Below are 14,809 nucleotides of genomic sequence, written 5' to 3'. Positions count from 1 at the left end.
CATTTTCCCTACAGGGATATAATATTCGAGATGAATACTTTTTGGAACTGGTTTCAAGACTTAGGAATTACAATTAGTAGTGTAATGCTAAGCGAGCTATTGATTGTTGCTTTTTATGCAAACTCTGCAAGTGCTCAAATCATACCAGACACGACTCTACCCAATAACTCTCGTGTTACACGACAGGGAAATGTCAGGATTATTGAAGGTGGAACCAATCTAGGAAGTAACCTATTTCACAGTTTTGAAGAATTTTCCATATCTAACGGTGTGACAGCAGACTTTAAAAATGCTATCAATATTCAAAATATTATTACTAGAGTTACAGGAAATTCTGTTTCTAATATTGATGGTAAACTTCGTGCCAATGGCACGGCAAATTTGTTTTTAATCAATCCCAACGGAATCATTTTTGGTCCTAATGCTTCTCTAAACATTGGCGGTTCATTTGTCGGGAGTACAGCTAGTAGTATCAATTTCGCTAAAGATATCGAATTTAGCGCTACGGAACCTAAAACTAAATCCTTGCTAACGGTCAATGTTCCTATAGGCTTACAATTCGGAGCAAAAGCTGCACCCATTGACAATCAATCTCAAGCAAGTCCTGATGGCGCAATTAATATTTTCGAAAAGCCTGTTGGTTTACAAGTACCCACCAGTGAAACTTTAGCACTTTTAGGAGGTGATATCACTCTACAAGGAGGAAATCTAACTGCATCAGAGGGGCGAATTGAATTAGGAAGTGTAGCTGAGAATAGTTTAGTAAGTCTGGACCTGACAAATCAAGGTTGGGTTTTCGAGTATGAAGGCGTGCAAGAATTTAAGAAAATTAGATTTATTCGACGAAATTTTGATGGATCTTTGATTTCATCTATTGTTGATGTCAGTGGTCAAGGAGGTGGTAATATCCGGTTACAAGGTCATTCTATAGAACTTATTGGTGAGGATGTATTGTTATTAAGTGGTACTACGGGTAATAAAGATGGTGGAGATTTAAAGATAACCGCTAAACAATTAATTATTCGGGATGGCGCACAAGTAAACTCATTTAATTTAGGAGAAGGAAAAGGAGGAAATGTAATTGTAAATTCTTCTGAGTCTGTAGCATTGATTAATACTACAACTAACCGCAGCACTGTACTATCTGCTGCAAGTTTTGCTACTGGAGATGCAGGTAATCTTACTATTAATACTACCAAATTGCTTGTCCAAGACGGAGCTGTAATTACAGTAAACTCTGGAGGAAAACGTGATTCTAGAGATACCCCATTTATACAAGGTACAGGCAGAGGAGGAAACTTGATCATAAATGCCTCTGAGTCTGTGGTGTTAATTGGAACTTCAGCAGATGGTTTTTCAGCTAGTCGCTTACTTACTTCAACTCAAGGTTCTGGAGGTGCTGGAAACTTGAAAATAAACACAAAGGAATTGATTGTTAGGGATGGGGCTGAAATCAATCTAAACAGTCAGATACCAGATCCCGAAAATGTTGTTTTAGGGGAAATAGAAAGTTTTGGAGAAGCAGGTTCTTTTACAGTTGACGCTAACTCTATCCTTTTAGATAAAGGAAAAATCAGTGCTAACACCGTAGGAGGCGGAGGAAATATCACCCTCAATTCACCACTTTCAATCCTACGCAATAACAGCAGCATTACCACCAACGCTGAGGGAACTAATATCCCTGGTGGTAACATCACAATTAATGCTAAAAATGGCTTTATCATTGGCAGTGGAAATAGCGATATAACAGCAAATTCCCGAGATTTTCGTGGTGGTAATATCAGAATCTTCAATAGCCAAGGTATTTTTGGAATTGAACCTCGAGATCGAGAAAACCCAAACACCAGTGATATCACTGCAACAGGAGCAACCGATCGCGAAAGTGGAACCATCACAATTGATAACGCTGATGCAGAACCCGACCAAAATCTACTCAAGGTAAATGATAATTTGGTCGATGTGAGTCAATTAATTAACCGGGATTTCTGTGCTCTCAGAGGTAAGAGTCACTTCATAATTATTGGAAGGGGCGGTTTACCACCTTCACCCAACACAGTGTTAGATCGTCAAAACCTATGGGAAGATTGGCGACTCAACTCAGTACCCAGGGAAACCGCGCAACGCAAAGGTAAAGAAGAGATTATAGAAAATAATATTGAAAATAATATTACTGTTAGTGAAACTGTTAATAAACCCATTAATAAAATAGTCCAAGCCCAGAGAGCGGTAATCAACAAAGCGGGAGAAGTGATGCTTGTTGCTGATGCAGCAACACCGCCAAGTTTTCAGGCTTCAGGGCGTTGTGAGTGATGGGAATTGGGGATTAGCAGCGATTGGCTAGAGTCTAAATTCTACTTCTAACGAACTCTTTAAGCTTTTTCAACTGACAAGCTTCTGCTAGTTGACGGATTTGTTGTAAAAAGGGAACTAATTCTGGTTCTTCCTGTTCCCAAAAATCTATCTGGGATAAAACTCCCCGGATGTCTCCCTGCATTACCAGTTTTAAAATTTGATTTAATTGTGCTGGTGATGGGGTTATTAAAGATATATTTTCACCATTGCTTTCTGTTGGTACTGGTGTTGATTTTTGATTCAGCAGGGAATGAGTTGAACCATTTTGAGTGACCCATTCTAGATCTAGATACTCTTCTAAAATCTGCAGCAATTTCTCAAAATTTAGGGGTTTTGCAAGAAATCCATTTGCTCCCACTTCATAACACTGGGATTCATCGGCTGGAAGTGTGCTAGCTGAAACAATTATAATTGGTAAATCTTGAAAACCTGCTTCTTGTCTTAAGATTCGGGTAACTTCCCAACCATTCATCTCTGGCATCACTAAATCTAGTACGATTAGATCTGGCTGATGTTGTCGAGTTTGGGCGATCGCTCCTGCTCCCGAACTAGCTTCAATGATTTCAAAGCCAAGGGGTGCAAGGAAACTAACTAAAACTTCCCGATTATTATCTAAATCATCTATTACTAAAATTTGACGTTTTTGTCCCGTATAACCAGTAATGTCAAGATTGGAATCTTTACTTGGAATAATCGCTACGGGGGTTTCTACAGTGGGAAAATCTAGATCGAACCAAAATATACTACCCTCACCCAAAATACTATGAACTTGAATTTGACTACCCATCTGTTCGACGAGATTTTGGCTGATAGTTAAACCCAGTCCAGTTCCTTCTTGGGGAGATTGATGACGATCTAACTGGTAGAAGGGTAGAAAGATTTCTTTTAATTTATCTATAGGAATACCTATTCCTGTATCTTCAATTTGGAAACGGATTTTATCTGCAACCGCTTCTTCCAAATGCTTTGCTGTTGACTCAAATGTGTTTTCGCCAGGAAAATTTTTCCTATAGCCAACTTTAAAAGTAACCTTACCTGTAGGAGTGAATTTGACTGCATTACTAAGGAGATTAAGTAATAATTGGCGTAGACGAGTTTCATCTCCCCGTACTATTGTCGGTAAGTCGGACAGAACTTGATATTGGAATTCTATTCCTTTCTGTTGACAACGTACTCGAATAATGGCTACTAAACTATCTAAGAATGAAGGTAAAATAAAATCTCTTAATTCTAGGGTAAGTTTACCTGCTTCAATTTTGGCAATGTAAAGAATATCATTAATCAGGGTTAGCAAATGCTGACCAGACTGTTGAATTACATCAATCCCCCGTTGTTGATTTGGAGTATTACTTGGTTCTCGCTTGAGAAGCTGGGCAAATCCTAAAATGGCATTAAGGGGTGTTCTTAATTCGTGACTGGTGTGAGCGATAAAAGCACTTTTGGCTTGATTTGCAGTTTCTGCAGCTTCCTTTGCTTGTTGTAGTTGCAAAGATTGGTTTTGAATTTGGGTAAATAAGTCAACTTGGGCGATGGATATACCTAATTGAATTCCAGTTTGGCTTAGTAAGCGAACTTCTCCTTCTTTCCATTCCCGAGGAAGTTCATTTTGGTAAGCAGCGAGTAACCCCCATAACTTATCCCCTTGAAAAATTGGGGTGATACAAAAAGCTCTGACCTGAATCTGTTCGTACATTTCGCGGTGACAGTCACTCAAATCCGCAGTCTGAATATCATTTACGGTAAAAGCTTCATGCTGATTACAGCGACCACCTCGAGTTTCCTGCAAACAAGTATCTTTCCAACCCGTTTGCATCGTATTTCTCAACAGTGGTTCCCAACCTTCAACTACAGATTCAGCGACAAATTCACCACTCCAATCGGAGTTAAAAGAGTAAAGAACTAGGCGATCGCATTTTAAAGTTTTCCGCAATTCATCGGTAGTATCTTGGAAAATTTCTTGTAAATTTAAGCTTTTGCGGATTTTTTCTACGACCTTACGAATTGCTCTTTCCCGTTCGGCGCTTTCCCTAAGTTCGACTTCAGTTCGTTTCTGTTGGCTGATATCGGTTGAAATCCCACAAATAGCATAAACTTCACCATTAGCATCGAGCAGAGGTGCTTTGGTGGCAATATAGGTGTGAAGGCTACCGTCGGAGATGGGAAGTTGTTCTTCAAATATTAAAACTGATTTAGTTTCTAAAACCTGGCGATCGTTAGCGATTAAAGCTTCAGCAATGTGTTGAGGAAAAATATCCCGAGTGTTCTTACCTAATAATTCAGTTTCAGTTACACGAAATAGTTCTGTATACTGCTTATTAACTAAAAGATAACGCCCTTCAAGGTCTTTAAGATAAATTAGTGAGGAAGTTGTTTCTAAAATTGCCCTCAGTCTAGTTTCCGATTGCTGCAGAGCTAAGGTACGTTCTTCTACCCTGGCTTCCAATTCCTGATTTAGTTGTTGTAATTGAGACTGAGATTGTTGCAGGTCTTGATTGACCAAACGAATTTGTTCTTGGATTGTTTTAAGTTCGTGGATATCAACAAAAGTAATTACTAATCCATCCAATCTACCGTCTTCTAGTAAATAGGGATTAATCCGCATCAACAGGTGAAAATCCTGTTTGACTAACTTAACTTCCTGATCTAATAATTTTTGGCTGTCAATTACCGAGCGCAGTAATTCGATCAGGTTGTGGCAATCTAAGTTGTGGGTAATATGTTCTAATGGGCGATCAATATCCGCTTCCACTAGGTTAATTGCAACTGTTGCTGCAGGAGTAAATTTACGAATTTTTAGATGTCGATCTAAAAAGACGACGCCAATTTCCGTACTCCGCAACAAGTTATCAATGTCATTATTTAATTCGGTTAACTCTTCAATTTTTGATTGATATTCGGCATTTACAGTGTATAGTTCTTCATTAACTGAATGTAGTTCTTCGTTAGTACTTTGTAACTCCTCATTGGAAGCTGTTAACTCTTCATTAGTTGCTTGTTGTTCTTCATTGGTAGTTTCAAGTTCTTCAATTACAGCTTGGAGATTTTCACGGGTTTGCTGTAGCTCATACTCCAATTCCATAATTCTTTGTGATGCTTCGGCATCGGCTTCAAAGCGCTCCCCTGAAAACTGTTGTGGAGTCTCATCTTCTTGGATAAAAATCGTAAAGAAATCATCTGCTAATTTATTACTTTCATGATAGATAACTTCAAGTTTTACATTATTAACCGTTTGTTTTCCCGATTTATCTAATTGGTCTAATTCATTTAATTTTATACCGGTATAAGAGACTGCAGAGCGCTCTCTTTTTGCACGGTGAAGGGCAGTAATTAAAGGTAATTGTAAACTGGGAATGATTAGTTTTGTAATTTCTGTAGTCGTTCGACCTGAAGGTACTTTTATAACTTCAATTCCATCATTAAAAGTGTGAAAAAGTTTATGTTCTCGATCTACTAATAAACAGGTCGCTTTATATTTAGCTAAAAAAGCAATAAATGCTTTATCTAGCATTGGCTCGAGACGATTCTCATTTGGATTTTTAGGTAGGGAATAGGGAAGAAATTGACGAGAATTTTTCTCTATCCCCTTAATAGGCATAGTTAATCTAATATCTCTGCGTTTTTGGTAGATTTTACCTTTTTTATGGAGTGGTTTAAATTCAGGTTCAATTCGACCGAGAGTTTCTGCTTCTCCTAAGAATAAAACACCCTTAGAAACTAAAGAAAAATGAAGATTTCGTAGTACTTGTTGTTGCAAATCTGATTGTAAATAAATCAAAACATTGCGACAAGTAATTAAATTCATGCGGGTAAAACCAGCATCTTTAGTTAGATCGTGGGGGGCAAACAATAGCTTTTCTCGCAGCTTGCGCACCACTTGCAAAGAATTATCTTTGCGAACAAAATAACGTTCTAAACGTTGGGAACTAACGTCATTGGCGATGGTTTGGGGATAAATCCCTTGGGTTGCTTTTTCCAAAGCCACTTTGTCAATATCTGTGGCAAAAATTTTAAATCTTACCGGTTTGTCTGATTTGGCTACGGCTTCATCTAATAGGATAGCTAAGGAATATGCTTCTTCTCCTGTGGCGCAAGCAGTCACCCAACAGCGTAACTCCTCCTTCGGCTGAGTTTGAGCAATTAGTTGGGGAATTACATCAGTTTCTAAGAAATCCCAAGCAAGGCGATCGCGAAAGAATTGGGTAACACTAATTAGCAAATCATGACGGAGAATCGCCCGCTCTTCAGGAGAGGTTTCTAACAAGCAAATAAAATCATTGAGATGATTGCAACCGCTAATTAGATAACGGCGATGAATGCGCCGCGACAAAGTGCTAGTTTTGTAGTGGGAAAAATCAATTTGTTCGTGTTGGGCGAGAATTGTGGCAATCCGTTGTAAGTTGTAGGAATTAAGAAATGTAACTGGATCTTGGTTCGATTCGTTTGGGGATTTTGGGATTAACCCTGGAGGGTTTGCATAAACCGATCGCACCAATTGATTGATCACTTGGGCTAGCTCCTTGGGAGATAAAACTCGGTCTACTACTCCCGTTGCGATCGCAGTACGGGGCATTCCATCAAATTCGGCTGTGGCTGGGTCTTGTACCATTGCAAAGCCACCAGCTTCATTAATGGTTCGCAAACCGTTGGTTCCATCGCTACCAGTACCAGATAAAATCACTCCGATGGAGCGATCCACATAATTTTTTGCGAGAGATTCAAAAAAGATATCGATGGGAAAGTTAAGTCCGTGGCGATTTCTTTCCTCTTGTTCGAGTAAATGTAGTTTTTGATTTTCTACCACCAGGTTTTTACCTGGAGGGATTAAATATACTGAATTTGGTTCCAACTCCATCCCTTCTGTGACCCGATATATTGCCATACGGGTGCGTCGTTCCAGGAGTTCCTTCATCAGGCTTTTGAAATCTGGGGATAGATGCTGAATTACGACAAAAGCAGCCCCACTGTCGGTGGGCATATTTTCGAAGAACTCCTCCAAAGCCCGGAGTCCCCCTGCCGATGCACCAATACCAACAACAAAGAAGTTATACTCCCGTTCGGGAATGGAGCGACCGAAACCAGATTCACTTTTTGACATATAAGAAATGGGGCTGCATTATTTCTAATTTAATTGTTTATTAGCAACTATGGATGCTACAAAGCATAAATATAGCGGACTTAATATTAGTTATTTTAAACTAGCTAACACCTAGAGAACAGAGAGTTTTATATGCTGGTTATCTGATGCATGCAAATATTTTAGAAGAGGTTAAAATTAGCCCGTGGCAGTATTAAATATTTCTTATGAATTAATTGCCGATAACGAAGAAATAGCTCGAAGAAAAGCCTTACCTAAGTTAAGACAGTTGTGCGAAAAAGTAGAAAGTGCTACTAAATTTGTAGAACAAGACTGCTTAACACGATTTCCTAGTTTCTTATTTGAGATTAACTTCTGGCTTGATTGTGTAGATGTGGATGAGTTGGAAAAGCTTGAGGAAGGTATTATTTGGGAGTTCCATTGTTACGGAGAAGCTAAAACAATAGATCCAGATAAAGAAATCACAGAATACCAAGATAAAAGTTTTAACGAGTACGATATTTGGCATAAATTAGGTGAGCCAAAATATCAAGATATTTGTGAACCGTTGTATTACTGCGATTGGTCAGCCGTGCAGCCCTTATGTGATGGGACTATTGAAAGCACGGGTTGTACTATTTCTGTGGAATTCTCCGGGATTAAAGCAGTTGACAGCTACCACGGTGGAATTCATTTTTATCATAATCCTAGGTGGCTTTGAGGTCGAATATTGATTTTTTTGGAGGTAAGGAAAAAATTCAAATGATTCATCTGTGGTTTGCACAAGCCTGGCGTTAACCACAAACAAATAATTGTGAAGGTTTATATTACATTACGATTGTCGAATCTTCTTACTTTTGAGTCTAAACGCTACAAAGTTTATCCAATATCATAATTTCCCATTATTTAGCACATGACTGATTTTTGGACTACGGTTGTTGAATTTTCTCAAAAAACTGCTTTGAGAGTCGGTAAGCAGTTAATGCAAGATTTCGGTCGAGTACAAGCTGATGCCAAAGCTGATGGTAGCTTAGTTACTAAAGCTGATAAATGGGCAGATCGAGAAATTGTCAGTGCGATCGCCAATACTTTTCCCGATCATGGCATCCTTTCTGAAGAAGGAGAAAAAGTTTTCCCTTCCAAACAATGGTGTTGGGTAATCGATCCATTAGACGGAACGACTAATTTCACACGCGGTCTTCCAATGTGGGCAATTTCTTTAGGTTTACTGTATGAAGGAACACCTGTTTTTGGATACGTGTATGTACCAACTTTAGACCAAGCATTTTATGGATTTTGGCAAGGTTCGTCTGGTTTAGATATACCGATTGGAGCATTTCGCAACGGAGAAAAAATTCATACAAGTCCTGATGAACCTAGTAGCCAACATTTTTTTAATCTTTGTTCCCGCAGTACTTCAGTACTCAAAAAAGATTTTCCTTGTAAAATTCGTATGTTGGGTGTTGCTAGCTATAACTTTTTAACAGTAGCTAATGGAGCGGTTTTAGGTGGAGTTGAAGCGACACCAAAAGTGTGGGACATTGCTGCTGTGTGGGTAATTGTTCAAGCTGCTGGTGGAAGCTGGGTATCTTTAAAATCAGAGCCTTTTCCTCTGTCCGTAGGTACAGATTATAGCGATTGCTCATTTTCAACTTTAGTTACGAGTCGCAAAGATTTAGTACCTGTGTTTAAAGATTTTTTAGAATAAAAATAAAAATTAGAACCTGGAACAAAATCAAAGTTAGAACTTGGAACAAAAATAAAAATTAGAGCCTGGAACAAAATAAAAGTTAGAACTTGGAACAAAAATAAAAATTAGAGCCTGGAACAAAAATAAAAATTAGAGATACAAAATTAGAGTTTTTAGAGTTTTGAATCGAGCCACAAATAGCAATAGCTAATTTAATGATGAAAATCAAGATAAAAGTTAATTAAAAATGGTTAAAGAGCGGACATTGTGTGTGAGGTAGCAATTGAAAATAGAAGCGAAATATGAAAGCTAAAGTTCGCCGGGAACTATTTCGCCATCTTCGAGAAAAGTAATATTGTCTGCAAAAGCTTTAATCCGTGGGTCATGAGTGACAATTACAACTGTAGTTCCTCCTTCCTTTGCTAACTGACACAACAATTCAATTACAGCTTGTCCGTTATGAGAATCTAAAGCCGCAGTCGGTTCGTCAGCCATAATAATTTGGGGATTACCAGCCAGAGCTCTTGCGATCGCTACTCTTTGTTTTTGTCCCCCCGATAAATCGCGGGGAAGTAATTGTGCTTTAGCCGCCAAACCGACCTGGGAAAGCAACTCCAAAGACTGTTGGCGAGCTATTTTTCCTTTTATACCTTTGATATTAAGAGCTAATTCTACATTTTCTGCAGCGGTTAAAGCGGGGAATAAATTAAAACCTTGAAAAATAAAACCGATATGATCGCGACGGAATCTAGATAATTGCTTGCGGGACATTTTTGTAATTTCTTTGCCCAACAAATGCACTTTGCCATTAGTTGGTGTTAGAATACCGGCTAAAATTGATAACAGAGTAGTTTTCCCAGAACCAGATGGTCCCATCAATAATTGAATTACACCTTTAGATATTTGTAAGTCAATTCCTTTAAGAGCGACAAAGCGCTCTTTACCAGATTGATAAGTCATTTCTATCCCTTCGGCAAAGATACCGCAGGATTTCTCCGGATAAATATTTATTGGGTTAGGTCTAGACCAACCGTTAATTATAGAATTCCCAATAAATTCAAATTGTTTGGAAATAGTCATTCCTTTTAATTGAGGATATGGATATTTAGTACTCAGACGCTAAGTAGTGATACAAATTCATTTATTTATAAATCTTCTGTATAATATAAAGATTAGATGAACACAATATGAGTCCTGGCTGAGATAACATTAAGACAATACCAGACCAAAGATTTTAAACAACGCCTTAAAATTAAATTACGCTTTAAAAACAATAGCCGGATCCACGTGACTGACTTTTTGAATTGCAAATAGTGCTGAACCAACACACATCAGAACAGTAACTCCAAAAACACCAACAGCAGTGACTGGCGTGATTAAAATCACAATACCTTGAGTGGCCAAAGTCCAGTTTCCTAGCCCCCAACAAAGCAGCATACCTGGAACATATCCGATAACTGCCATCCACAACGATTGTTCAACAATTACTCCATAGATTACCCTATTTGACGCCCCCATAGCCTTAAGGGTTCCAAATTCTTTAATGTGATCGGATACAGAAGAATAAAGGATTTGACCCACTATAGCTACACCAACTATCATACCCACTACTGCACCTAAACCTAAAATAAATCCAATTCCAGTACGTTTTTGCCAGTAGTCACGTATTTTTTGAGACAGTTCCTCGCGAGTATAAGCACGTATCTCAGGTAAGGCTGCTTCTAAATCTTGTTTCAGCTTTTGGAGGTCTTGTCCGGGTTTTGCTTTAATTAATATAAAAGATACGGGAGTATTAAGGCTTATGGGTTGAGCTTCGGGAACAGAAGAGCTACCTGTATCCTGGGAATCTTTTGCCCTTTCGTAAACGTTGGTACACTTAAATTCTCCTGATACTAATTTACAATCTACCCTGGAAGAAACACTACTGTTGTTGTACGCATTGACCGTTTTCAAGGAAGCGAACAAAAATGCGCTAGAAAGTACAGATTGAGTATCTTGAGCAATTCCAACTAAATTTGCTGGCAATGAACCAATTTTCCCCTGATCGCCAAGTTTCTTCATTCGTAAAGACCTTAAATCGCTACGATCGACAAGGATTGTATAGGGTTTTTGTAAAGCACTTACACTACCCTTTTGAACAGACCCTGGAACAAATAATTGCCCTTGAGGGTCGAATCCCCACAACTTGACTACAGTTAACTGACCTTTGGGAACTTGCCATCTTGATACTCCCGTCATCAATGCTTCAGCACGGGAGACACCATTTACTTTTCTAGACCTGACAACATGGTCAAACAAAATAGATTCTGTAAGCTCCAAATGCACCATCCGCTTTGATGAAACCCAAATATCAGCGCGAGAATTATCAACTAACAGTGATGTTGAGCGAATGACACCATTGAATATACCTGTTTGAATTGTGACAAGACTAACAGCAAACATAATACCTGCTTGCGCCACTAAAAAGCGAGGTATGTCTTCAAACAAATTTTTACGGGCAATAGAAACCATTTAAAAATGCCATTAGAAAAACAAATAAAAGAAATAAGAGAAACTGTATAAAATTTTGTTTTGCTTCATTTTTATACCAATCTATTAATGTTTTTAAATTACTCTGATATGGCACAGGAGCACCCATTACTGTAATGAGTTTTAATTAATTTAGCAAATAGCTATAAACTCCCTGAATATTCTAGACAACAAATTAGTGTGAGGATTGAATGACGAACTTATTTTTATCAATAATTACTGCGGCAACGAAAGTTACTAAAGCAAATTTTGTTACTAAAACTCGTCAAGTTGAGGCTGTCCAAGAGGAATTTTTGCTTTCGTTACTAAAAGCTTATCAAAACACAGAATTTGCGAAAAAATACAAACTTCAAGAAATTAAAAATGTCGAACAGTTTCGCAACCTTATACCGATATTAGCTTACAGCAGTTATGAAGTTTTTGTTGAACGAATTACCAAAGGTGAAAACAATATTCTCACACCTGATCCGGTAGTTCACCTCAATCGTAGTAGTGGTTCTACTGGTAAGCAAAAGTTAATCCCCGTAACCAAGCGATCGCGTCAAATTTTAAATCGAATTAACCAAGTAGCCACTGGATTTTCAACTGAAGCAATTCATAAACGCGGAAATTCAATGGGTGAAATGCTGATGACTACTTCAACGTTAATTAGCGGACGTACAAGTAGTGGAATTCCCTATGGAACTTCTAGTAGTGGTGTTTTGCGTTTGAATAGATTTACTAAATGTATTTACAAGCAAGTTTTTGCCCAACCCCCTGAAGCTCTAGAAGTCTTAGATTCAGTATCTCGTAACTATATTTGTTTGTTATTCGCTCTCCAAAATCCGAATTTGAAAATTATTGGAGCAACTTTTCCCGTTCTTGCACTACAAATAGCCAACGATCTTGAATTGTATTCTGAAGAGTTAATTCATAATCTTAAAAATGGAGAATTAGCTCCTTGGCTTAAAATCAAACCTGAATTGCGTCATACAATAGAAAAGCAATTTTTCCCCAATTCCAAGCGAGCCACTCAACTCCAAGAAATTCTTCGTAGTGAAGGTAAACTTACTCCTTTGTTAGCATGGCAAAATCTTGCTGTTATCGCTACAGCTCGTGGTGGAACATCGGATTTTTATTTTGAAAAATTTCCAGCCTATTTTGGTGATACTCCCATATTTGGGGGAATTTATGCTTCATCTGAAGCGACTTTTGGTGCTTGTTACGATCTAAATACTGATGGAGCCATTTTAGCTATTGACAGCGGTTTTTTTGAGTTTATTCCCCAAAAAGAATGGGATGCAGAACAACCAAAAACACTTTTGGCGTCCGAAGTTCAAGCTGGGGGATATTATCGAATTTTGGTCACTAACTATAACGGATTGTATCGCTACAATATCGGTGATGTAGTGGAAGTGGTGGGTTTTTACGAACAAGCTCCCATAATCGTTTTCCGTCACCGTGTGGGTGGCTTATTATCTGCTACCAGTGAAAAAACAAGTGAATTTCATGTTATTCAGGCTGTTAAGAAAGTTCAAGAAGAGTTTAACTCACCCCTAGAAAATTTTTGTGTCACCCTTTCCGAAAATGAATTTCCACCTCGCTACTTATTAAATATAGAATTATCCCCTAGTTGTTCGCTCGCCGAGCCAGAGAAATTTTTGGCAAAATTCGATCAGGCTTTACAGAAACTAAATGTTTCCTATGAAGAAAAACGACAACATGAAGTATTACCATCACCCCATTTGCGAATTTTGGCTAGTGGTAGTTTTAGCACACTTCGACAGCGACTGTTAGATAAGGGAATACCCGAATCCCATTTGAAATTTCCCCATATTAGTGAAGATAGACAACTCCTTGCAGGATTAGTAATCGAGCGCGAAGTCAATTTATCAGGCGAACACTAGTAAAAATATAGTAATTTTTAAGACTTTTTTATCACTCTTAGTTTAATAATGGGGATGAAATTCCCCTTTGATTTAAATTTCGATTTAAATTTCAAATATTAACAACTTTCAATTTCAAATATTCATGCTTAAGTATTAAATGTAACTAAAAACTACAAATTTCCTACCCGTAGCTAGATTCTCCAAACCCAAATGGAGAAAATAATCGAACTCAAATCAAAACCAATATTCCCTTTAATTCGTAACTAGGATTAGCAAACAAGTACAGACTTATGCAACAATCGCTCGAAGAAAATAATTCGTTACCAAAAAATTATTCTTTCCATCAAGTTACGCGCATCGATAAAACTTCCCTAACTCCGGAGAAATTTTTCCAAAAACATCAAAAAAATGGCACTCCAGTTGTTGTGACTGGATTACTTGATTCTATACCTGTTTGGGATTTAGACTTTCTCTGTGAGAAATTAGGAGACCGAAAATATCCCGTTCGTTTCAACGGTTGGGAAAGATATAAAAAAGAAAAAAATCAGTGGGATAACATCGGTAGTGGCGTTGAGTCTCGCAGTATGCCATTTCGTGAATATGCTCAAATGGTACGTAGTGAAGAGGCTTACAACAAAGATATTTATTTAGGTAGATGTGCTCTCAAAAATACACCCCTTGAAGATACACCTATACTTCGGCAAGCAGAAGTAGCCATGGGTTTGAAAATGCCGGCGACTAGTCCTAATCTCTGGGTTTGTCCCGATACCCATGTTACCCCCCTGCACTACGACCCGATGGACGGAACTTTAGTACAGTTATATGGTTCAAAGCGGCTGGTGTTATTTCCACCTTCTCAAACTTATAACCTCTACCCATTATCATTATTTAATTATTTGCGTTATGGCTTGAAGCTGCGGGCTAATTACTCCCAGGTTTATCCCGAACGTCCCAATCTAGTAAAATTCCCTAGATTTGAGCAAGCACTCGCCCATCGTTACGAAGTTGTACTCAATCCAGGTGAAATTCTCTTTATCCCTTGTGGATGGTGGCATGAGGTAACATCTCTAGGCGATAGTGTTGTTTGTTCCATTAATCGCTTCTGGCATATTTTTCCCCTATTCCGGGCGATGACTACTTGGAACAAATGGCGGTTACATTCTGGAGCTTTAATGGCTGCACCTCATATTGCAAGTGCTTGGTTAGCTGCGATCGCCAGTAAAGATAGAGAACAAAAATTGCGTCATTTGATACAAAGGCTGTAGTTTACTTGTAATCTTAAGTGTTAACTTTTAA

At 38.3% G+C, this 14,809-nt stretch carries 8 protein-coding genes; 5 read left to right on the top strand and 3 right to left on the bottom strand.

From position 1 onward, the window contains the following. Positions 1-30 precede the first annotated feature (30 nt). Complete coding sequence (locus QNJ50_RS01745) at positions 31-2,310, top strand: filamentous hemagglutinin N-terminal domain-containing protein (protein ID WP_300631366.1); 2,280 nt, start codon at positions 31-33, stop codon at positions 2,308-2,310. A gap of 34 nt (positions 2,311-2,344) precedes the next feature. On the opposite strand, the gene QNJ50_RS01740 is transcribed toward QNJ50_RS01745, so the two are convergent. Then, complete coding sequence (locus QNJ50_RS01740; RefSeq protein WP_300631364.1) at positions 2,345-7,447, bottom strand: chemotaxis protein CheB; 5,103 nt, start codon at positions 7,445-7,447, stop codon at positions 2,345-2,347. A 184-nt stretch (positions 7,448-7,631) separates the two neighbouring features. Between QNJ50_RS01740 and QNJ50_RS01735 the strand changes: the two genes are divergently transcribed. Then, the gene (locus QNJ50_RS01735) at positions 7,632-8,147 is read left to right on the top strand and encodes a hypothetical protein (protein WP_300631362.1); all 516 of its coding nucleotides are present in this window, start codon (positions 7,632-7,634) and stop codon (positions 8,145-8,147) included. 192 nt (positions 8,148-8,339) lie between these two features. Further along, complete coding sequence (locus QNJ50_RS01730; protein WP_300631360.1) at positions 8,340-9,134, top strand: inositol monophosphatase family protein; 795 nt, start codon at positions 8,340-8,342, stop codon at positions 9,132-9,134. Between the two features lie 291 nt (positions 9,135-9,425). Here QNJ50_RS01730 and QNJ50_RS01725 read toward each other — a convergent pair whose 3' ends face one another. Both QNJ50_RS01725 and QNJ50_RS01720 read right to left on the bottom strand, forming a co-directional pair. Beyond that, positions 9,426-10,196, bottom strand: a complete 771-nt coding sequence (locus QNJ50_RS01725) for an ABC transporter ATP-binding protein (protein ID WP_300631358.1) — start codon at positions 10,194-10,196, stop codon at positions 9,426-9,428. A gap of 177 nt (positions 10,197-10,373) precedes the next feature. Next, complete coding sequence (locus tag QNJ50_RS01720) at positions 10,374-11,627, bottom strand: FtsX-like permease family protein (protein WP_300631356.1); 1,254 nt, start codon at positions 11,625-11,627, stop codon at positions 10,374-10,376. A gap of 209 nt (positions 11,628-11,836) precedes the next feature. Between QNJ50_RS01720 and QNJ50_RS01715 the strand changes: the two genes are divergently transcribed. Both QNJ50_RS01715 and QNJ50_RS01710 read left to right on the top strand, forming a co-directional pair. After that, complete coding sequence (locus tag QNJ50_RS01715) at positions 11,837-13,531, top strand: GH3 auxin-responsive promoter family protein (protein ID WP_300631354.1); 1,695 nt, start codon at positions 11,837-11,839, stop codon at positions 13,529-13,531. A 272-nt stretch (positions 13,532-13,803) separates the two neighbouring features. Beyond that, complete coding sequence (locus QNJ50_RS01710; RefSeq protein ID WP_300631352.1) at positions 13,804-14,778, top strand: cupin-like domain-containing protein; 975 nt, start codon at positions 13,804-13,806, stop codon at positions 14,776-14,778. Positions 14,779-14,809 lie beyond the last annotated feature (31 nt).

Origin of the sequence: Mastigocoleus sp. MO_188.B34 (assembly GCF_030065675.1) — a bacterium.
GTDB lineage: Bacteria > Cyanobacteriota > Cyanobacteriia > Cyanobacteriales > Nostocaceae > Mastigocoleus.
The sequence above is the reverse complement of the archived record's forward strand: the minus strand, read 5'-3'. Positions and strand labels throughout refer to the sequence as shown.

Coding starts and splice junctions, on each gene's coding strand:
- QNJ50_RS01715 (WP_300631354.1), top strand. CDS start 11,837: ATGACGAACTTATTTTTATCAATAATTACTGCGGCAACGAAAGTTACT.
- QNJ50_RS01710 (WP_300631352.1), top strand. CDS start 13,804: ATGCAACAATCGCTCGAAGAAAATAATTCGTTACCAAAAAATTATTCT.
- QNJ50_RS01745 (WP_300631366.1), top strand. CDS start 31: ATGAATACTTTTTGGAACTGGTTTCAAGACTTAGGAATTACAATTAGT.
- QNJ50_RS01725 (WP_300631358.1), bottom strand. CDS start 10,196: ATGACTATTTCCAAACAATTTGAATTTATTGGGAATTCTATAATTAAC.
- QNJ50_RS01730 (WP_300631360.1), top strand. CDS start 8,340: ATGACTGATTTTTGGACTACGGTTGTTGAATTTTCTCAAAAAACTGCT.
- QNJ50_RS01720 (WP_300631356.1), bottom strand. CDS start 11,627: ATGGTTTCTATTGCCCGTAAAAATTTGTTTGAAGACATACCTCGCTTT.
- QNJ50_RS01740 (WP_300631364.1), bottom strand. CDS start 7,447: ATGTCAAAAAGTGAATCTGGTTTCGGTCGCTCCATTCCCGAACGGGAG.